General features: G+C 64.5%; 20 protein-coding genes. 10 read left to right on the forward strand and 10 right to left on the reverse strand.

Annotated features, from left to right (window positions below):
• Positions 1-45 precede the first annotated feature (45 nt).
• Together I4X03_RS07345 and arsH are read left to right on the forward strand one after the other, a co-directional pair.
• On the forward strand, positions 46-1,326 hold the full coding sequence (locus tag I4X03_RS07345) for an arsenic transporter (protein WP_223467550.1): 1,281 nt from the start codon (positions 46-48) through the stop codon (positions 1,324-1,326).
• 12 nt (positions 1,327-1,338) lie between these two features.
• Positions 1,339-2,055 (forward strand): arsenical resistance protein ArsH, encoded by a 717-nt coding sequence (arsH, locus tag I4X03_RS07350; RefSeq protein ID WP_223467551.1) that lies wholly within the window; start codon positions 1,339-1,341, stop codon positions 2,053-2,055.
• A gap of 208 nt (positions 2,056-2,263) precedes the next feature.
• Here the strand turns inward: arsH and I4X03_RS07355 are convergent, their stop codons facing one another.
• The 3 genes from I4X03_RS07355 to I4X03_RS07365 form a co-directional block, all read right to left on the reverse strand.
• Positions 2,264-2,650, reverse strand: coding sequence for a KGG domain-containing protein (locus tag I4X03_RS07355; protein WP_223467552.1), 387 nt, complete (start codon positions 2,648-2,650; stop codon positions 2,264-2,266).
• Between the two features lie 135 nt (positions 2,651-2,785).
• The gene (locus I4X03_RS07360) at positions 2,786-3,337 is read right to left on the reverse strand and encodes a hemerythrin domain-containing protein (protein ID WP_223467553.1); all 552 of its coding nucleotides are present in this window, start codon (positions 3,335-3,337) and stop codon (positions 2,786-2,788) included.
• A 26-nt stretch (positions 3,338-3,363) separates the two neighbouring features.
• Entirely contained in the window at positions 3,364-3,834 is a 471-nt protein-coding gene (locus I4X03_RS07365; RefSeq protein ID WP_223467554.1) for a phasin family protein, read from the reverse strand.
• A gap of 202 nt (positions 3,835-4,036) precedes the next feature.
• Between I4X03_RS07365 and purU the strand changes: the two genes are divergently transcribed.
• The 3 genes from purU (at position 4,037) to I4X03_RS07380 (ending at position 5,990) form a co-directional block, all read left to right on the forward strand.
• On the forward strand, positions 4,037-4,900 hold the full coding sequence (purU, locus tag I4X03_RS07370; RefSeq protein ID WP_223467555.1) for a formyltetrahydrofolate deformylase: 864 nt from the start codon (positions 4,037-4,039) through the stop codon (positions 4,898-4,900).
• A gap of 21 nt (positions 4,901-4,921) precedes the next feature.
• On the forward strand, positions 4,922-5,464 hold the full coding sequence (locus I4X03_RS07375) for a YaeQ family protein (RefSeq protein WP_223467556.1): 543 nt from the start codon (positions 4,922-4,924) through the stop codon (positions 5,462-5,464).
• Positions 5,465-5,525: 61 nt separating this feature from the next.
• Complete coding sequence (locus I4X03_RS07380) at positions 5,526-5,990, forward strand: copper chaperone PCu(A)C (protein WP_223467557.1); 465 nt, start codon at positions 5,526-5,528, stop codon at positions 5,988-5,990.
• A 6-nt stretch (positions 5,991-5,996) separates the two neighbouring features.
• Here the strand turns inward: I4X03_RS07380 and I4X03_RS07385 are convergent, their stop codons facing one another.
• Positions 5,997-6,770, reverse strand: a complete 774-nt coding sequence (locus I4X03_RS07385) for a head GIN domain-containing protein (RefSeq protein ID WP_223467558.1) — start codon at positions 6,768-6,770, stop codon at positions 5,997-5,999.
• 228 nt (positions 6,771-6,998) lie between these two features.
• Between I4X03_RS07385 and I4X03_RS07390 the strand changes: the two genes are divergently transcribed.
• On the forward strand, positions 6,999-7,637 hold the full coding sequence (locus I4X03_RS07390) for a class I SAM-dependent rRNA methyltransferase (RefSeq protein ID WP_223467559.1): 639 nt from the start codon (positions 6,999-7,001) through the stop codon (positions 7,635-7,637).
• Here I4X03_RS07390 and I4X03_RS07395 read toward each other — a convergent pair.
• Positions 7,634-8,326, reverse strand: a complete 693-nt coding sequence (locus tag I4X03_RS07395; RefSeq protein ID WP_223467560.1) for a hypothetical protein — start codon at positions 8,324-8,326, stop codon at positions 7,634-7,636. The genes I4X03_RS07390 and I4X03_RS07395 overlap by 4 nt on opposite strands.
• A 174-nt stretch (positions 8,327-8,500) precedes the next feature.
• Here I4X03_RS07395 and I4X03_RS07400 point away from each other — a divergent pair, with 174 nt between their 5' ends.
• Positions 8,501-9,655, forward strand: coding sequence for a type IV pilus twitching motility protein PilT (locus I4X03_RS07400; RefSeq protein WP_223467561.1), 1,155 nt, complete (start codon positions 8,501-8,503; stop codon positions 9,653-9,655).
• Positions 9,656-9,737: 82 nt separating this feature from the next.
• Here I4X03_RS07400 and I4X03_RS07405 read toward each other — a convergent pair whose 3' ends face one another.
• Genes I4X03_RS07405 through I4X03_RS07420 form a run of 4 tightly spaced genes read right to left on the reverse strand, consistent with a single transcriptional unit; the run spans position 9,738 to position 12,765 of the window.
• On the reverse strand, positions 9,738-11,009 hold the full coding sequence (locus I4X03_RS07405) for a c-type cytochrome (protein WP_223467562.1): 1,272 nt from the start codon (positions 11,007-11,009) through the stop codon (positions 9,738-9,740).
• On the reverse strand, positions 11,006-11,692 hold the full coding sequence (locus I4X03_RS07410; RefSeq protein ID WP_223467563.1) for a c-type cytochrome: 687 nt from the start codon (positions 11,690-11,692) through the stop codon (positions 11,006-11,008). Before I4X03_RS07410 ends, I4X03_RS07405 begins: the two co-directional genes overlap by 4 nt.
• 2 nt (positions 11,693-11,694) lie before the next feature.
• The gene (locus tag I4X03_RS07415) at positions 11,695-12,270 is read right to left on the reverse strand and encodes a 3'-5' exonuclease (RefSeq protein ID WP_223467564.1); all 576 of its coding nucleotides are present in this window, start codon (positions 12,268-12,270) and stop codon (positions 11,695-11,697) included.
• A gap of 9 nt (positions 12,271-12,279) precedes the next feature.
• On the reverse strand, positions 12,280-12,765 hold the full coding sequence (locus tag I4X03_RS07420) for a ProQ/FINO family protein (protein WP_223467565.1): 486 nt from the start codon (positions 12,763-12,765) through the stop codon (positions 12,280-12,282).
• A 579-nt stretch (positions 12,766-13,344) separates the two neighbouring features.
• Between I4X03_RS07420 and rpoD the strand changes: the two genes are divergently transcribed.
• A complete protein-coding gene (gene rpoD, locus I4X03_RS07425) occupies positions 13,345-15,840 on the forward strand; it encodes an RNA polymerase sigma factor RpoD (RefSeq protein WP_223467566.1) in 2,496 nt (831 codons plus the stop codon).
• Positions 15,841-15,896: 56 nt separating this feature from the next.
• Here the strand turns inward: rpoD and I4X03_RS07430 are convergent, their stop codons facing one another.
• On the reverse strand, positions 15,897-17,204 hold the full coding sequence (locus I4X03_RS07430; RefSeq protein WP_223467567.1) for a PAS domain-containing sensor histidine kinase: 1,308 nt from the start codon (positions 17,202-17,204) through the stop codon (positions 15,897-15,899).
• Between the two features lie 222 nt (positions 17,205-17,426).
• Between I4X03_RS07430 and I4X03_RS07435 the strand changes: the two genes are divergently transcribed.
• The gene (locus I4X03_RS07435) at positions 17,427-19,385 is read left to right on the forward strand and encodes a methyl-accepting chemotaxis protein (RefSeq protein WP_370660491.1); all 1,959 of its coding nucleotides are present in this window, start codon (positions 17,427-17,429) and stop codon (positions 19,383-19,385) included.
• On the forward strand, positions 19,385-19,608 hold a 224-nt coding region (locus I4X03_RS07440), incomplete at its 3' end, for a hypothetical protein (RefSeq protein ID WP_223467568.1). The genes I4X03_RS07435 and I4X03_RS07440, both read left to right, overlap by 1 nt.

Raw genomic sequence — 19,608 nt, forward strand, 5'->3', positions numbered from 1 at the left:
ACCCGGCCAGCTTGCTGGTGACCGCTTGCTCATCGAAGGATCCCTGTGCTGACCGCTTTTCTCATTTTCTTTACCACCCTGATCTTCGTCATCTGGCAGCCGCGCGGCCTCGGGATCGGCTGGAGCGCCTCGGCCGGCGCCGTGGTGGCCCTGCTCGCCGGCGTCATCGAGGTCAGCGACATTCCGGTTGTCTGGAACATCGTCTGGAACGCCACGGGCGCCTTCGTCGCCGTGATCATCATCAGCTTATTGCTCGACAAGGCAGGCTTTTTCGAATGGGCCGCATTGCATGTGGCGCGCTGGGGCAGGGGCAACGGCCGCCGCCTGTTCATCCTGCTGGTTCTGCTGGGCGCTGCCGTCGCCGCGCTGTTTGCCAATGACGGCGCGGCGCTGATCCTGACGCCGATCGTCATCGCCATGCTGGTGGCGCTGCGTTTCTCCGCACGCGCAACGCTGGCGTTCGTGATGGCTGCCGGCTTCATCGCCGACACCGCCAGCCTGCCGCTGGTGGTCTCGAACCTGGTCAATATCGTGTCGGCCGACTACTTCGGCATCACGTTCGCGCGCTATGCCGCCGTGATGGTGCCGGTCAACCTGGTGTCCGTGGCCGCCACGCTCGCCGCGCTGGTCTGGTTCTTCCGCAAGGACATTCCGGAAAACTACGATCTGACCCAGCTGAAGCGCCCGCAAGAAGCGATCCATGACCGCGCGACCTTCGTCACCGGCTGGTGGGTGCTGGGCATGCTGCTGGCCGGCTTCTTCTGGCTGGACGACCTCGGCGTGCCGATCAGTGCCGTGGCCGCCGCCGGTGCGGTCCTGTTGCTGGCCGTCGCCGCGCGCGGGCACCGCATCTCGACGCGCGAAGTATTGCGCGGCGCGCCATGGCAGGTGGTGGTGTTTTCGCTCGGGATGTACCTGGTGGTCTACGGCTTGCGCAATGCCGGCCTCACCACTTACCTGACCGCGCTGCTGGATCGCTGCGCCGAATATGGCGTGTGGGGCGCCGCGCTCGGCACCGGCTTCATCACGGCGATCCTGTCGTCCATGATGAACAACATGCCGACGGTGCTGGTGGGCGCGTTGGCGATCGATGCGACCGCGACCCAGGGTGCGGTGCGCGAAGCGATGGTGTATGCCAACGTGATCGGCGCGGACCTGGGGCCGAAGATCACCCCGATCGGCAGCCTGGCGACCTTGCTGTGGCTGCACGTGCTGGCGGCGAAGGACATCAAGATTTCGTGGGGATATTATTTCCGCGTCGGCATCGTGCTCACGCTGCCGATCCTGTTCGTGACCCTGTGCGCGCTTGCCCTGCGCCTGAGCTGAGAGGAATACTGAATGGACAAGCTACCGAATCTTCCCAATATCAAGCCGGACTTGCTGAAACAGCCGACGATGGCGCAGCTCGCGCAAGTGGGCGACATGGACCATCCGCCGCGCATCCTGATGCTGTACGGCTCGCTGCGAGAGCGCTCCTTCAGCCGCTTCCTCACCTTCGAGGCCGCGCGGATCCTCGAGCATTGCGGCGCCGAGGTGAGGATCTTCGATCCGATGACCTTGCCGATGGCTGGCAGCGTGCCGGACACGCATCCGAAGGTGGTGGAACTGCGCGAGCTGTGCCTGTGGTCGGAAGGCCAGGTATGGTGCAGTCCCGAGCGCCACGGCGCGGTGACGGCGGTGCTGAAGAACCAGATCGACTGGATCCCGCTGGAGATGGGATCGATTCGTCCAAGCCAGGGCCGCACGCTGGCGGTGATGCAAGTCTGTGGCGGCTCGCAATCGTTCAACGTGGTCAATTCCCTGCGCCTGCTTGGACGATGGATGCGCATGTTCACGATCCCGAACCAGTCGTCGGTCCCGATGGCATACAAGGAGTTCGACGACGAAGGGCGCATGCGTCCGTCGGCCTATTACGACCGTGTCGTCGACGTGATGGAGGAGTTGTTCAAGATAACATTGCTGATGCGTGGGCGGACCGCCTATCTCACCGAACGTTACAGCGAACGCAACGAACGGGCGCAGAAGGCAATCGACCGCCAGATCGAGAAACTGTAACGCGGGAGTTGGCCGCCATTGCCGGACACGGCCAGGGCCCGGAAAAAGCCATCCTTCCCGCGCACGGCGTCATGTCGGCCATTGCGCTGTTTGCACGTAGCCGCTACCTGGCCAAAAAAAACCGGGCGGGGAGTGCATCCCGCCCGGTGCAACACAAGAGCGTTATTATCGATTCGATGGCAGCGTGGCGCGGTTGGTGGCAAGCGTATTATTTCTCCTTGCTTCCCTGTCGGTTGCCCTTGTTGTCGGCAGTGCTGCCCGCGGTGTCCGCGCCCCTTGCCGTCCCGCGCTCGGCCTGTGCCGCACGGCTGGCCGACTGCCGGCTTTCTCCGCCCTTGCGGCCGATGTCGGCCATGTGTTCGCGGTTGCGGCTGACCACCTCGCCGCCTTTTTGCCCCGCGCGGCGTGCTTCTTCCGAATCGAATTCGTGCGCCGTTCCTTTTTGGTGCGCAGCCTGGCCGCCCTTGCTGGCGATCTCGCGCTGCTGGTTTTCATCCATTGCGGCGAAACCGCGTTTTGCCGGTCCCTGTCCGCTGCCGCCGCCGGCCTTTTGCTGCGAGCCGGCGCTTTTACCGCCTTCCTTCGTTGTCGCCATGTCGATCTCCTTGTGGTGCATCTCTGTACGGGAACTGGATGCGGCCGGAACGCCTGCCGGCCGCTCTCCGTGCATCGCGCGCCTGAATTGCCGCGCTCGTGGGTTAGAGGGAGGGGCTGGTCGTAAGTTCCGGGCTTAGTTCGGCGGGCGCTGCATGCGGCGCCCCATGTCGCGCGGTTCGATCGCGTCGATCGAGGTGGCCGGCGACGACAGGTCCTCGTCGAGTTCGTCCTTGCGCGCGGCCAGCTGCTCGCCCAGGTCGTCGAGGTCGATTCCGGCGCGGCGCGCGGCGTCGAACATGTCGGTTTCTTCCTTCTCGATGTGGTGGGCGATTTCTTCGCCCAGCACGGTAACGGTGGCGTCGTAGTGGTCGTCGCCCGGATACATCACTTCCAGCTGGCTGATCAGCTCGCGCGCGCCGGCGTGTTCGACGTCGGCCTCGTCCATCAGGTCGTCGTCTTCGATGAACGAGCGCAGCACCGGATAAAAGATCTCGTCTTCGATCATCGTGTGCACCGTCAGCTCGTAGCAGATTTCGTCGACCAGTTCGCCCTTGCGCTGGTCGGCGTCGTCGCTGCCGCGCAGGTTGTCGAATTCGCGGAACAGGCTCTTGACCTTGTCGTGGTCGGCCTTGAGCAGTTCAAGCGCATCCGGCGCCGGCGCCGGCTTGTTGTGTGGTTTGTCCATGTTGCACTCCTGTCGGATTAAATGGCTCAGCCGGGTTTTTGCTGGCTGCCGTTGGGGCCGCGCCACAGTCCGCCGTCGCCGGACGGCCGCTGCATGGTGGCGAAGGCGGCGCCGGCGTCGAGCGAGCGGCGCGCCATGTCGTCGGCGAGCGCGGCGGCGCTGCGCCCGGCTTCAGGGATGTGGGTTTCAGCGGTATGGGTCAGCGCGACCTGGGCGCCGCTGACCAGGTCCACCAGTTGCTGCTGGTACTGGCGCAGGTGGCGCGCCAGCGGTTCCATCGCGCGCAAGGCCACGTTGCCGGCCTGGAGGGGGTCGGAACACGCCAGCAGCTGGCGCGAGGTGCTGATCGACTCTTCCATCAGCTGCTGGGCCAGCCGGAGGTTGAGCTCGCTTAACTGGCGCGCCGAATCGACGCTGCGCTGCGCCAATTCGGTGAAAAAATTGACCTGGGTGTCGAAATGGGATCGCAACGCAGGGTTGTTGGCAAATGGTTGCATAGGGTTTCCTCGGCAGAAGGCGGTGAAGGGTGCCGCCGTGCGGGCGGCGAGCGTGCTCGGACGAGCATCCGATAGACGTTGATTGCGCCGCCAAGTTCCACCCGATGGTGCAGTGCACGGTTTCCATCAAGCCGCGTGCACGAGAGCAACGGCACGTGCGACAATACGTGGTTCACGGGCTCATCTTTGACATATGGCTACCATGCAAGCGGAATACATCCTGACCCTGTCCTGCCTTGACCAGCGCGGCATCGTTCACCGTGTCTCGGGCTTTCTGGCCGAACATGGCTGCAACATCATCGATTCGGCCCAGTTCGGCGACCCGGACTCGCGGCTGTTTTTCATGCGCGTGCATTTCGCGCTGGAAGACGCGGGGGTCACCGACACCGTGCTGCGCGCCAGTTTCGCGGCCCTGTGCGACGCCATGCAGATGACCGGCCAGCTGCACGACGCCCGGGTCAAGCCGCGCGTGATGCTGATGGTGTCGAAGATCGGCCATTGCCTGAACGACTTGCTGTTCCGCTACAAGAGCGGCCTGCTGCCGGTCGAGATTCCGGCGATCGTGTCGAACCACATGGACTTTTACCAGCTGGCCGCCAGCTACAACATTCCGTTCCACCACCTGCCGCTGGCGACCGGCGCCAGCGACGCCGCCAAGCTGGCGCAGGAAGCGCGCATCCTCGACCTGATCGCGACCCACCAGGTCGACCTGGTGGTGCTGGCGCGCTACATGCAGATCCTGTCGCCGGGCCTGTGCACGGCGCTCAAGGGCAAGGCGATCAATATCCACCACTCGTTCCTGCCAAGCTTCAAGGGAGCGCGCCCGTATGCCCAGGCCCACCTGCGCGGGGTCAAGCTGATCGGCGCCACTGCCCACTTCGTCACCGGCGACCTGGACGAAGGCCCGATCATCGAGCAGGATGTCGAGCGGGTCGATCACGCGATGAGCGCCGAGACGCTCGCCGCGATCGGGCGCGACGTCGAATGCGTGGTGCTGGCACGGGCCGTCAAATGGTTCGTCGAGCACCGCGTCCTGCAAAACGGCGACAAGACTGTCGTCTTCTAACAACTTAGGCAAGAAGCATCAATGGCACTCAAAGCGACAATTTACAAGGCGGACGTCCAGATCGCCGACATGGACCGGAATTATTACCAGGACCACGGCCTGACCCTGGCCCGCCACCCTTCCGAGACCGACGAGCGGATGATGATCCGGCTGCTGGCGTTCGCCATCCACGCGAACGAGGCGCTGACCTTCACCAAGGGCTTGTTCGATACCGACGAGCCCGACCTGTGGCAAAAAGACCTGACCGGCGCGATCCAGTTGTGGATCGAGGTCGGCCAGCCGGACGAAAAGCGCATCATGAAAGCCTGCGGCCGTTCCGAGCAGGTGATCGTCTACAGCTACAGCGCCACCAGCCATATCTGGTACAAGCAGATCGCCAACAAGCTGGAACGGGCGCGCAACCTGACCGTCATCAATATCCCGGCCGAGGCCAGCGAGCAGCTGGAAAAACTGGCAAACCGCAACATGCAGCTCCAGTGTACGATTCAGGACAGCCAGATCTACCTGACCGATGGCGCCAACACCGTGCTGGTGGAGCGCGACACCTTGCGCGGCGGCCGTTGACCGCCGCTGTCCGGGATGCGGCTATAATCTGGCCCACTGCCTGCTCTCTGACGAGATTGCCATGAAAAAACAACTGATCGCGCTCACTGCCATCCTTGCCCTGTCCAGCCACGCGCTGGCCCAGGTCAGTGTCACCGCACCGTGGATCCGCGCCACGGTGCCGCAGCAGGAAAGCACCGGCGTCTTCATGCATCTGCAGTCGTCGGGCGACGGCCGGCTGGTGGGCGTGAGCACGCCGGCGGCCAGCCGTTCGGAGTTCCACCAGATGGACATGCGTGGCCAGACGATGAAAATGCAACAGGTCGACAGCATCGACCTGGCGGCCGGCAAGGGCGTCAACCTGGCCTCGGGCGGCTACCACATCATGCTGATCGGCCTGAAGCGCCAGCTCAAGGCGGGCGAAGTGGTGCCGCTGACCATCATCGTCGAGGGGAAAGACAACAAGCGCGAGCGCATCACGCTCAAGGTGCCGGTCAAGCCGCTGACCTTTGCCGGTCCGGGCGCCGGCCCCTCGCGCCACCATTAACGGCGTTTAACGCGCCGCCACCCGCGTCACATCCCCAGAACCCACCACCGAGCGGCTGATTTTCGGGTCGCCGCGGTAATTGACGTCGCCCGAACCGGCGATGGTTGCGCTGAGGTTGTCGCGCGCCCATACTTCAGCGGTGCCGGAGCCGGCCACGCTGACGCTGGCGTCGCCCGCGGCCATGCGGCCCATATCGACATCGCCCGATCCGCCAATCGACACCGACACGGTGTTAGCGCTGCCGCCGCCGGTTTTGAAGTTGCCGCTGCCGCCGACCGTCACCGACACGGCGTCGCCGTCGATGCTCTTGATGTCGATCGAGCCGGACCCGCCCAGGTCGAACTGCATGCGCTCCCCGCGCAGCGCGTCCGAGCGGATGGTGCCCGAGCCGCCCAGCGCGATGCGGTTCACGTCGCGCGCATGCACAATGATTTTCATCGACGTGGCGTTCAGGTTCATGTTCTTCTTGAGCGGACGGATCTTCAGGGTGCCATTGTCGATCGTGGTCTCGATCAGCGGCAGCAGGTTGTCGTCGGTCTCGATGCTGATGCCCTCGGTATTGCCGATCCGCAGTTCGAGCTGGGCCGGCACATTCAGCGACAGGCCGGTGAAGTGGGCTAGCGCGCGCGACTGCTTCTTGATCGCGCCGTTGCCGCGCACCTTGTCGCCGACAATCCAGTCCAGCGGCGAGGCCGACACCATCGCGACGGGCGCGGCCAGCGTGATTGCGGCAAACGCCAGTACCAGGTGGCGCAGGGCGATTGTGGTGGTGGTTTTCATGCTGTCTCCTTGGTGGTCAGGGTAATAAACGGTACTTTCAGGCATCGTATGGCAGCGCCCGCTGGGATGCCACGGCTTTGCGACAGGCTGCAGCCAAGGCTTGCCAGGATGCGCGGCGGCGCGATATTCCGCCTCCGTGCGGCCGGGCGCGGTATCATGTCGGCCCTCGCCCTGGCGCCCCGCAATGGCGCTGGCGCGGTGCGCACCTTCATCTTTTCTGGAAATATCATGCTGATCATCACAATTAAACAGGGCAAGGAAAAAAGCATCCTGGCCGGCGAACCTTGGATCTATGCATCCGCCATCGAGCGGGTCGAGGGGCGCAACAGCGAAAAGATGAAGCCCGGCGCCACCGCCATCGTGCAGTCGTCGGCGCGCACCTTCCTGGCGCGCGCGGCCTACAACTCGCGCTCGCAGATCCGGGCGCGCGTGTGGACGCTGGACGAGGCCCAGCCGATCGACCATGCGCTGATCAAGCGCCGGGTCAAGCTGGCGCTGGAGAAAAGCGCGGCGGCCGCGGCCAAGGCCAAACCGGGCACGGTGGTGCGGCGCGTGAATGCCGAGGCCGACGGCTTGCCGGGCTTGCTGGTGGATGGCTACGGCGGCAAGGACGGTTACCTGATCTGCGAGTTCCAGGCCGGCGGCGTCGATGCCTGGAAGGTGCCGATCGTGCAGGCCCTGCTGGCCGAAACGGGCTGCCGCAACGTCTGGGAGCGCGCCGACGACCTGGTGCGCAAAGGGGAGGGGCTGCCGGTCACCAGCGGCGCGCTGGCGGGCGACGCGCCGCCCGACGAGATCATCGTCAATGAAGAGGGCGTGCAGTTCTCGCTCGACCTGAAAACCGGCCACAAGAGCCGCTTCCGCTAGTAGCGCCCGGTCAGGTTGCTGGCCAGTTCGCCCTGGCAGGCGCCGTATAGCCGGAACGATTCTTCTTCGGTGTCCATGGCCGCCTGCGCCACTTCCATGCCGGCGATCTCGCGCCGGATGAAGGGGCGCAGCCACAGGTCGACCTCGGCCTGCAGCGCTGCCAGCCCGGCGCCGTGGCGGGCGTACAGCGGACGGTCGCCGAACCGTTCGGCCAGCCCGGCACGCACCCGCGCCTTCACATGCGGGAACTGCTCGCGGTACAGCTGCACATGGCGCATCTCATGCTCGAGGATCTGGCGGTAGCTGCACGAGGCTGGCGAGAATTCGCGCGCGATGTAGACCGACATGCGCGGCACGACCAGCTCGACCGAGATGCGCGGCGACACGCATTCGCGGCCAGTGGCCCGGTCGACGATCGCCGGGCCGTCGAGCAGCACGCTGGCATGGGTTTCCAGCGCCGTCATCCCCAGCATGAAATCGCTGGACGTGTTGTGCACGCTTTTATTGCCGAGCACGCGGCTGGACACGGTGTTGTCGACCTGGTGACCGAGGTCGCTCAAGGCGACGTCGAAGCGCGGCGTCATCTCGCGTTCGCAGCGCTGCTCGAACGTCCATTCGGCAGGTTGCGAAGCGGCTACCCAGGCTGGCGCAGCGGCCAGGGCAAGTGCGGTGAACAAGGACGTTTTCACGATGCTTTCCTCCCCAGTATTTACCCAATGCTGCGCCTTCCTGCCGTGCTTGCCAAGTTGTTTTGCGTCTGTTTCAGCTTGGGATATATAAATTTAAATTTCGGTTATGCAATTTCTCCATGGTACTAGTCTTATAATTACCGACATCCGTTTCAACGCATTCCCGAGAGCCCCATGGAAAACCACGAGTCGTCGCAGATCCGCACCTTGTCGTATGTGGAAAATGAAGACCATCCGGTCTTCGGCACCCTGGTCGAACAGATCCTGCACCTGCTCAATTCGCGCCTGGTGTTCTCCGACATCATCATTCACCAGAACAGCCCGCTGCTGCTGCGCCAGCCCAAGGGCCTGGTCGCGGTCACCGACTCGCCGATCACCAAGGAAGAGCTGGAAGAGTTCTTCGAGGTGATCGAGCCGGACTGGGAAGCGCGCATCAAGGACCGCGCGTTCGACCGCTCGATCGACCTGCATACCGCGCGCATCCGCGCCAACTGCTTCACCTTCCAGGGCAAGAAGCGCCTTGGCTGCGTGATCCGGCGCTTCCCGAAAGAGCCGCTGGCGCTGGCCAGCCTGGGCTTGCGCACGGCGGAGCAGGACTTCGCCCACCTGACCTCGGGCCTGGTCTTGATCATCGGCGACACCTGCCAGGGCAAATCGACCACGATCGCCTCGATGGTCGACGAAATCAACAAGACCCGCTCGGGCCATATCATCACCATCGAAGATCCGGTCGAGACCCTGATCCCTCAGCGCAAATGCATCATCACGCAGCGCGAAGTAGGGCAGGACGGCGACGTTGAAAGCTACTACCTCGGCGCGCTCGACGCGCTGCGCGAGCGCCCGGACGTGATCGTGATCGGCGAGATCCGCGATTCGCAAACCGCGCAGGAAGCGCTGGCGCTGGCCGAATCGGGCCCGCTGGTGCTGGCCTCGCTGCACGCGCGCTCGACCGAACTGGGGCTGCAGAAGATGAACCGCCTGCTGGGCAATTCGGAAGCGCAGTCGCAGGCGCTGGCCAACGCGCTGCGCGGCGTGCTGTGCCAGGCGCTGCTGCCGTCGCTCGACGGCGACCGCTATCACCTGGCCACCGAATGCCTGACCTCGAATCCGGAAGTGGTGCGGATGGTGGAGTCGGCGCGCTTTGCCGACGTGCGCACCTTGATGGATGGCGGCACCGGCAAGTTCAACGCCGGCTGCCACTCGATGAATTCGGCGCTGGTGTACCTGCTGCGCGAGAAGATGATCAGCGTGGAAGATGCGCGCAATGCCACCACTGACCGGATCGGGTTTGCGGATGCGTGTTACGCGGCGATGGTCAACGTCGCGTGACCAATTCGGCGGATGCGCTTTGCTTATCCGCCCTACAGGTAACGTGATCGCAGGGCGGATAAGCGACAGCGCATCCGCCGTATCAATCCAGCGGCACGGCGCGGTAGCGATTGACCTCGCGGCTTGATACTGGCGCGGCCTGGTTGCCCCAGCTGCTGCGCAGGTAAGTCACCAGCGAAGCCGCTTCCTGGTCATTGAGCACATGGCTGAACGGCGGCATGCCGTAAGGCCGCGGATTGCCCGCCGTCCCTGGCGCAAAACCCCCGTTCATCACGCTGCGGATGGCGTTCACCGGCGAGTCCATGGTCACGGCGCGGTTGCCCGCCAGCGGAGGATAATGCGGCGGCAAGCCCTTGCCGTCGGCGCCATGGCAGTCGATGCAATGCGTTTCGTACAGCCGCTTTCCCTGCGCGATAACCTGCTCATGCTCGGCTCCGACGACGATCGCAGGCTTGTCCACCGGCGTGTGCGGCAGCGATTTCAAATACACGGCCATCGCGCCCAGATCCGGTTCGCTCAGGTGCTGCAGGCTTTGCTGCACTACCTCGGCCATCGGCCCGACCACGGTGGCGCGCGGCGACACCCCGGTTTGCAGCAGCTGCACGATCTCGGCCACCTGCCACTTGCCCAAGCCGGCTTCGGCGTCCGAGGTCAGCGACGGCGCGTACCAGCCGATCACGGGAATCAGGCCGCCGGCCAGCGCGCCGCTTGGCGCACCGAGGGTATTGCGGCTGCTATGGCACGCCGCGCAGTGGCCGAGGCCCTCGACCAGGTAGGCGCCGCGGTTCCATTCGGCGCTGCGCGACGGCTGCGGTTCGAACACCGCCGGCTTGAAGTACAGCAGGCGCCAGCCGGCCAGTGCCAGCTGCTGGTTGTACGGGAAGCGCAGCTGGTGCGGCTCGCTGGCGCGCTGGTGCGCCGGGACCGACCGCATGAACGCATACAGCGCGTCCGAATCGGCGCGCGTGACCTGGGTGTAGTTCGTGTACGGGAAGGCCGGGTAGAGCAGGCGGCCATCGCGCGACTTGCCGTTGTGGAGCGCGTTCCAGAAGTCGTCGGCGCTCCAGGCGCCGATGCCGGTGGCGCTGTCGGGCGTGATGTTGGGGGCGACCATGCGCCCGAACGGCGTCTCGATGGCGCGTCCGCCCGCGTATTCGACGCCGCCGCGCGCCGTGTGGCAGGCCATGCAGTCGCCGGCCCGCGCCAGGTAGGCGCCGCGGGCGATGTTGGCCGGCGTCGCCGCCCACGCCGCGGGCGAGCTGGCAGGAATGAACTGGTCGCGAGGCCAGGCGAGCGCGATGGCCGCGGCGGCGGCGATGCCAAGGGCAGCCGCGATCAGGACGAATTTTTTCATGGCGCGCTGCCGCAGGCGATTGGCAGGGGCCGCGCGACGCTGGTGTCGGGCCGCGCCGCGGCCGATACCGGCTGCGCCGCCAGCCAGCTTGATACCGCCGACACGTCGTCCAGGCTCAGGCGGTTGGCGATGTCGGCCATGCAGTCGGGCGCTGTCGCGCGGCGGACCTTGTTTTTCCACGCGCCGAACTGCGCGTTGACGTAGTCGCGCGGCAGGCCGACCAGTCCCGGGATCGACGGCGCCACGCCGGTCAGCGCCTTGCCATGGCAGGCGATACAGGCCGGCACGCCGGTGGCGCGGTCGCCCTGCATGGCCAGCACGCGGCCACGTTCCAGCACTGCCGCGGGCAGCGCCGGCTGCACGGTGGCGACCGGCGCCAGGTGCTGCTGCGAGAAGTGCTGGGCGATTTCGCGCAGGTAGTCGTCGGGGAGGTGGCTGACCATGTAGGTCATCATCGGGAACTGGCGCGCGCCGGTCTTGAAGTTGACCAGCTGGTTGTACAGGTAGCCGGCCGGCTTGCCCGAGATGCGCGGGAAGAAGGCGTCGTTGCGGTCAGCGCGCGCGTGGCAGCTGGCGCAGGCCAGCACGCGCTGTTCGATGGTGTCGGGCAGGGTGGCTGGCCGCTCGGCCGCCACCGGCCCGGCGGCGCATGCCAACAACAGCAGGTGGCCCAGGCGGCGCATGGCTAGTTGTCCTGGCGCCAGCGCCGGTACACGCGCAATGCGACATGGGCGTCGTCGGCGGCGTACAGGATCTGCCTCTCGGTCAGGCGCGGCAGCGACCAGTTGGTGGTGGTGATTTTCTTCGACTTCTGCAGGCGCTGGCCGAAAAAGCGCGCGACCGCCGTCTTGGCGCCGAGCGTGTTGCGCTCGCCGCGGCGCAGCGCCGTCGACAGGTCGAGCACATTGGCGGTATCGATGCCAAGCTTGCTGCGCAGGCGGCGCACGTCGTCGGTCAGGCCAAAGCCGACCTTCAGGATGGTCGGCGATTCGAGCACCGCGCGCAGCACCTCGACCGACGGCGAGGCGCCGATCTGGAACAGGTAGGCCGCCTCGTCGGTTGCCAGCTGCACCAGGTGCGGGCCGGTCGACAGCTCGCCCTTGGCGAAGGTGGGTTTCGATTCGGTGTCGAAGCCCAGCGTGTCCGACGCGAGCAGCGCCGCCAGTGCTTCGGCGGCGTCGCGTTCGGTTTTGACCATGCGCACGTCGGTCATCTTGATGCCGTCGTAGGGCGGGAGCAGTTCTTCCTGATCAGGCGTCATCAGGGCCGGTTAACCGTTGCGGGAAAACTTGGAGGCGAGCTGCTGCAGCTTCTCCTGGCGCAGGCGGTTGGCTTCTTCGGCCTGGGAAGCGTCGCGCTCGGCTTTCTTGCGTTCGGCTTCCTTCTTGAAGCGCTGCTGCAGCACTTCCTTGGCGTGGGCGCGGTGGGTATCCGTTACTTCGTCGCCGGCATTGCCGTCGAGGTCGAAGCGCTGGGTCGCTTTTTCCATCACGCGCAGGTAGCGCAGCGATCCGGTGTGAATGCCGAGCGCGGCGCGCATGGTTTTGCGGTCGAGGCCTGGCATGCGCGCGAGGAGCTGCTTGTCGATGCCGATCGCCAGCGGCAGGCAGTTACGGAACGCTGGAAATTGTTGCTGGAGCTGCTTGAGCAGGCTACGGGCGCTTTGTGGCGCTGCCGCCTGGGCTGGTGCTTGTGCAGGTACTTCGCCAGGTGCGGAAACGTCCACAGGCTCGGCTGCAAGGGGTGTTGGATTCATTGACTTCATTGTAAGAGCTGGAACCGGAAGGATAGCACGCGCACATTCGGAAGGGATGGGCCAAATTGGCAACAAGTTGCCAACCTGTGAACGGAACACTGTTGACAGTTCGGCTAACTCCCTCTACGAACATGGGCGCGGCGACGCGAAATCGTGTATCATCCGCCTCTTGCCTTGCGCACGGCTTGACACTGCGCAGGATTCACCGGAAGGTGAAAAGGATAGCGTATTGGTATGCGCCGCGCTTATATCCGGTATTTGATTATTCAATTATCGTGATATGTTGCTATGCGACATAATGATACCTGTCTCCTCTATTTTTCCCTGAAAAGTAGATTCAAGCCCGTTTTTGCCAGCGGGCTTTTTTTCGTTTTGTAATGTACAGCGCCATTTTGATCACCGCACAATCGATTTACGCCTTGCCATCCGGTCGCCGATGCGATCGCTGGTGCTTGCATTCCAGCCGTATCGCCCTTAGCTAGGGCCGTCCCAATTCACGTTCCATCGGATCCGCCATGCGGGTCCAGGTGGATTATTGACTTCGCAGGCATGCAGCGCGCCTCGACTGGAGAGTTTTAGATGAAAAACACCGCCAAGACACTGACCCTGACCGCCGCCAAGGCTCCGCGCAAGAGCACCGCGCAGCTGGCCGTCCCGAAAACCGCTACCTCCTACTTCCTCGAATCGGAAGCGGCGGAGCCGGTTACGGTCGTCAAAAAGGGCTCGCGCCTGGCGGCTGTCAGCGCTGGCGACGCCGTCGCCGAGGCGCCAGTGGAAGCGGGCGCGGTGCCGGTGGTGGTGCGCAAGCGCTCGCGCCTGGCCGCCGCCGAGCCGGTGGTCGACGCGGTAGCGCCGGAAGCGGTGCAGGCGCCTGCGCAAGCGGCCGCGCCGACAGCGGCGCGCGCATCCAAGGTGCGGGTGGCGGTGAAGAAGACCGACGAACCGGCGGTCAGCCACACCACCGCATCGGTGGTCAGCGACGCGGCCACGCTGGCGGCGATCGACACCTCCGGCTACCTGCTGCCGTCGGTGAAGGTACCCGGCCGCCGCGGCCGCAAGCCGAGCGAGTTCATGCCCGAGCACGACGAAGTGGCGGCACTGAACGCGGTCGAGCGCGCCGAACTGAAGGCGGTATCGAAGGCCAAGGAACGCAAGGCCAAGAGCGGCCTGTCGAACATCCTGGGCGGCGACGACAAGACCTCCGAGGCTGACCTGGAGCGCCGCCGCAACCAGATCAAGAACCTGATCAACATGGGCAAGGACCGCGGCTTCCTGACCTACGCCGAGATCAACGACCAGCTGCCGGAGAACATCATCGATCCGGAAGCGATCGAAGGCATCATCGCGACCTTCAACGACATGGGCATCGCGGTCTACGAGCGCGCTCCCGACGCCGACCTGATGCTGCTGACCGATACGGTCGCCACCGCCACCAGCGACGACGAAGTCGAAGCCGCCGCCGCCACCGCGCTGTCGACGGTCGATTCCGATTTCGGCCGTACCACCGACCCGGTGCGCATGTACATGCGCGAAATGGGCGCGGTCGCGCTGCTGACGCGCGAAGGCGAGATCGAGATCGCCAAGCGTATCGAAGGCGGCCTGAAAGACATGGTCCAGGCGATTTCGGCCTGCCCGACCACGATCGCCGAAATCATCGCGCTGTCGCACAAGATTTCGCGCGACGAGATCAAGGTCGATGAAGTGGTCGACGGTTTCGTCGACCTGAACGAGTCGTCCGCGCCTGCGGCGCCGGCGCCGCACGTGGCCGCGTCGTCGGATGACGAAGAAGACGAGGAAGAGCACGAAGAAGAAGACGGCGACGCCAATGGCGGCGCGGCCGGCTTCTCGACCGAGCAGCTGGCGCAGCTGAAGAAGGGCGCGCTGGAGAAGTTCGGCCTGATCGAAGACCAGTTCGACAAGATGGCCAAGGCCTTCGAGAAGGACGGCTACGGCAGCAAGAACTACGTCAAGGCGCAGGAAGTCATCTCCAACGAGCTGCTCGGCATCCGCTTCACCGCCAAGGTCGTCGAGAAGCTGTGCGACACCCTGCGCGGCCAGATGGAACAAGTGCGCTCGATCGAGAAGGCCGTGCTGGCCATCTGCGTCGACCGCTGCGGCATGCCGCGCGCGCACTTCATCAAGGTCTTCCCAGGCAACGAAACCGACCTTGGCTGGGTCGACCGCGAAGTCGATTGCGCTTATCCGTACAGCACGGTACTGAGCCGCAATGTCCCGGCCATCAAGGAACTGCAGCAGCGCATGATCGACCTGCAGGCGCGCGTGGCGCTGCCGCTGGCCGACCTGCGCAAGATTAACAAGCAGATGGCAGCGGGCGAAAAGCGCGCGCGCCACGCCAAGCGTGAAATGACGGTCGCTAACCTGCGCCTGGTGATCTCGATCGCCAAGAAGTACATCAACCGCGGCCTGCAGTTCCTCGACCTGATCCAGGAAGGCAACATCGGCCTGCTGAAGGCGGTCGACAAGTTCGAATACCGCCGCGGCTACAAGTTCTCGACCTATGCGACCTGGTGGATCCGCCAGGCCATCACCCGTTCGATCGCCGACATGGCGCGCACCATCCGCGTGCCGGTGCACATGATCGAGACGATCAACAAGATGAACCGCATCTCGCGCCAGATCATGCAGGAAACCGGCAGCGAGCCTGACCTCGCGACCCTGGCCCTGAAGATGGAAATGCCGGAGAATAAAGTCCGCGAGATCATGAAGATCGCCAAGGAGCCGATTTCGATGGAAACGCCGATGGGCGAGGACGGCGATTCGCAGCTGGGCGACTTCATCGAAGACAACACCACGCTGGCCCCGCTCGACGCAGCGCTGCACGCGTCGATGCGCAACGTGATCAAGGAAGTGCTCGATTCGCTGACCCCGCGCGAAGCGAAGGTGCTGCGCATGCGTTACGGCGTCGAGATGTCGAACGACCACACGCTGGAAGAAGTGGGCAAGCAGTTCGACGTGACGCGCGAGCGTATCCGCCAGATCGAGGCGAAGGCCATGAGCAAGCTGCGCCAGCCATCGCGCTCCGACAAGCTGAAGAGCTTCTTGCACAACCACTAAGCGGTAGCGGCTAGCCAGCGAGACGGCGGATGTGCGAAGGCGCTTCCGCCGTTTTTTTACGCCGCCGTCGCCCCGGTCTCGGTCGGAATCAGGATCGACAGCCGGGTTCCGCCGGCCGCCGCGCATTCGATCCCGACGTCGCCGCCAAATACATCGACCCGTTCGCGCAGCGCCCGCAGGCGCTGCTGCGCCGCATCGCCGCCGCCGATGCCTTCACCGTCATCGGCCAGCGTGATCGCCAGCTGCTCCGGCCCTGCCACCAGCGCGACATCGACCCGGCTCACCCCGGCGTTGCCGAGCACATGCACCAGCGCCTCCTGCACGATCCTGAAGATGACCGAGGTGCGGCGCGGATCCTGCATCGGCACGTGAGCGCCCGCCACATGCAGCGCGCAGCGGATGCCGCTGCGTTTTTCGAATTGCCCGACCAGCCATTCCAGCGCCACCGGCAGCCCCAGCTGCAGCGTGCTTGGATGCAGGTCGTTGATGATCGCGCGCACCGAGCGGATGGTGGCGTCGAGCGTATCGAGCACATGTCCGACGCGCCGCTTCAGGCGCGGATGCCGCTGGCTGGCGCGCGCGTGCAGCATCTCGACGTCGATTTTCAGCGCAAGCAAATTTTGTCCCAGGTCGTCGTGGATGCCCTGGGCGATGCGCCGGTGGTCGTCTTCCTTGAGCAGTTCCAGCTTCGCCGTCAGTTCGCGCAACTGGAGGAAGGAGCGCTGCAGCGCTCCTTCCGCATGCTTGCGCTGGGTGATGTCGACATACACGCAGATCAGGCTGAGGGGATTGCCGTGGACGTCGTAGACCGGCTTCTTGTATGACTCGACATCCATCACCCGGGCGCCCGAGGCGTCGGGTATCTGCGACTCCCTGACTACGACTTTGCCGCCGGCGAGCACCGCTTGTTCATCGGCCAGCACCGCCTGCATGTAGGCCGCCGGCATCCAGGCGGCGCCGGTGCCGCCGGCGGCCTGCTCGAAACGCACGCCCCATTTTTCTTCCGCCGCGTGATTCATCAGCGCGATGCGCGACTGGGCATCCTTGACCACGACCGGCATCGGCAGGGTGGAGAGGATGTCATGCAGGCGCCGCTCGCTGGCGGCGAGCGCGTTTTCGGCGGCGCTGCGGGTGGCGATTTCGTCGCGCAGCTGCTGGTTGCTTCGTTCGAGTTGCGCGGTGCGGGCATGGACCCGCCGGCGCAGGCGCTCATTGTGGATCATCAGGCCCGATGCGGCGGCGGCGATCACGCCCGACAGGGCCAGCGGTATCGGCACGGCGAAGACGGCCGCGACGACGGCGAGCCCCGCCAGCAGCGTGAGGCCAGCGCTCGCCGCGATCCAGCGCATCTCGACAGTCCCCATACCAGTTGCCCCTCGATTAATGAGGGAAATCATTCTACATTGCTGACAGGTAAGCAAACCTAGCAGTTCGATCAGGTATTGGCCTTCTCTTGTACCAAAGTACAGGGCGAAAAACGCCACAGTATGCTTGACGCATAGCAGTGAACATCGGACCATGGCGTAAGGCAATAAGTTTCCGTAGGTAAATTTATTGAAACACTGTTAAGACGATAAGGACCTCAAGTGCAACTCTTACGCAATGCGTCAATTAAAACCAAACTGATGGCCAGCATGGCAGGCTGCATGCTGTTGTTCGTCGTCATATCGGCTTACCTGAGCGTCACGCTGACCGCCAGCGGCCTGAAGGAACGAGCGGTCGGGCAAGAGTTGCCGGCCGTGATAGGCGAGATCCGCAATGACGTGCGGCGCCAGATCGCGGTCCCATTGTCGCTGTCGCTGGGGCTGGCGCAAAATACCTTGCTGTATCCATGGGAAAACGGCGGGCTGGCCGACGATGGCATGGCCACCTGGCAGGCCTACGCCGGGCAGTTGAAAAAGACCAGCAATGCCACCCTGGTGTTCTACGTATCGGCCAGCAACGGCAAGTTCGTTACCGAGCGCGGCTTCGACCGCACGATCGACCAGGGCGCGGCCAAGGATGCCTGGCTGGGATCGTTCCTGTCCGGCGGCAAGCCGTTCGAACTGGCGCTTGACCATGATGTGAGCCTGAATAAGACCATGCTGTTCATTAACGCTCGCGTGGAAGCGGGCGCCGGCAGGCTGGGCGTGGCCGGCATGGGCTTGTCGGTCGAGCAGATGGCCAACGCGATCCGTGACTACAAGGTGGGCAAGTCGGGTTTCGTCTACATGGTTCGTCCGGATGGCAAGGTCGTCATCCATCGCGACCTGAAGATCGCCGACGGCAAGCATGTGCTGACAGATTTGCCGGGCTTTACGCCTGAGCTGAGCAGGAAGCTGCTGAATAACGCCGAATTCACCCACGTGAACATCGACGGCGCGGACGGCGCGCGCCTGGTCGCCGCCTCGTTCATCCCGGAACTGAACCTGTACCTGATCGCCGAAGTGCCAGAGGCGGAAATCCTCGGCGGCCTGGCGCGCTCGGCGACGATCGCTGCGCTCGTTGCCGGCCTGATCGGCGGCGGTATCGGCATGTTCATCATCTTCCTGGTGAGCCGCGCGATTACCGCGCCAGTGGCACGCGCTGCGCACATGCTCAATGAGATCGCCGACGGCAATGGTGACCTGACGCGCCGCATGACGGTCGAGTCGCGCGACGAGATCGGCAAGCTGGCCGAAGGCTTCAACCGCTTCGTGTCGTCGCTGAACCGCACGATGACCAGTGTACGCAGCAGCACCAACGCGATTGCCCACGCCTCCAGCGAAATCGCCGCAGGCAATATGGACCTGTCGGCGCGAACCGAATCGCAGGCGTCGAGCCTGGAAGAGACCGCGGCGACGATGGAAGAGCTGACCTCGACCGTCAGGCAGAACGCGGAAAACGCGCGCCAGGCCAACCAGCTGGTGCTGGCCGCCAGCGGGCAGGCGGAGAAGGGCGGCGCCGTGGTCGGCGACGTCGTCGAGACGATGGGTTCGATATCGGAAAGCTCGCGCCGGATTGCGGACATCATCAGCGTCATCGACGGCATCGCGTTCCAGACCAATATCCTGGCGCTCAACGCTGCGGTCGAAGCGGCGCGTGCCGGCGAGCAGGGCCGCGGCTTCGCGGTCGTGGCGACCGAAGTGCGCAACCTGGCCCAGCGTTCGGCGGCGGCGGCAAAGGAAATCAAGGAGCTGATCAACGACTCGGTCGGCAAGGTCGAAGCGGGCAGCCGCCAGGTCGATGCGGCTGGCGCGACGATGAGCGAGATCGTCATTTCGGTCAAGCGGGTGGCCGATCTGATGGGCGAAATCGCTTCAGCCAGCAATGAGCAAAGCCATGGGATCGGGCAGGTGAACGAGGCCGTGGTCGAGATGGATAACGTCACCCAGCAGAACGCGGCGCTGGTGGAGGAGGCAGCGGCAGCGGCGTCGGCCATGCAGCAGGAAGCGGCGTTGCTGGCCGAGGTGGTGGCCGTGTTTACGCTGGAGGAAGCCGGCGACGTGGTGCGGACAGCGGCCATCGCGGCGCCCAAGGCGGCGCAACGAGCGCCGGCCGAAGGCGAGAACTGTGAAGCGTTCTGATGCCGTCAAGGCAGCCGAAAAAATGGCCGGTGATGCACCGGCCATTTTTTTATGTCACCGTGAATGTGGGAATGCGCTTTCACCACCAGCGCGTCGTACCCGCGAAGGCGGGTATCCATATTGAGAGGCGTTCGGAACGAACCGTATCACTACTGATCGTTCTCGGTATGGGTTCCCGCTTTCGCGGGAACGACGTGTTGGCCACCAGTGCGTCGTACCCGCG

The sequence above is a fragment of the Massilia soli genome, from assembly GCF_016809835.1.
GTDB classification, from domain to species: domain Bacteria; phylum Pseudomonadota; class Gammaproteobacteria; order Burkholderiales; family Burkholderiaceae_D; genus Telluria_A; species Telluria_A soli.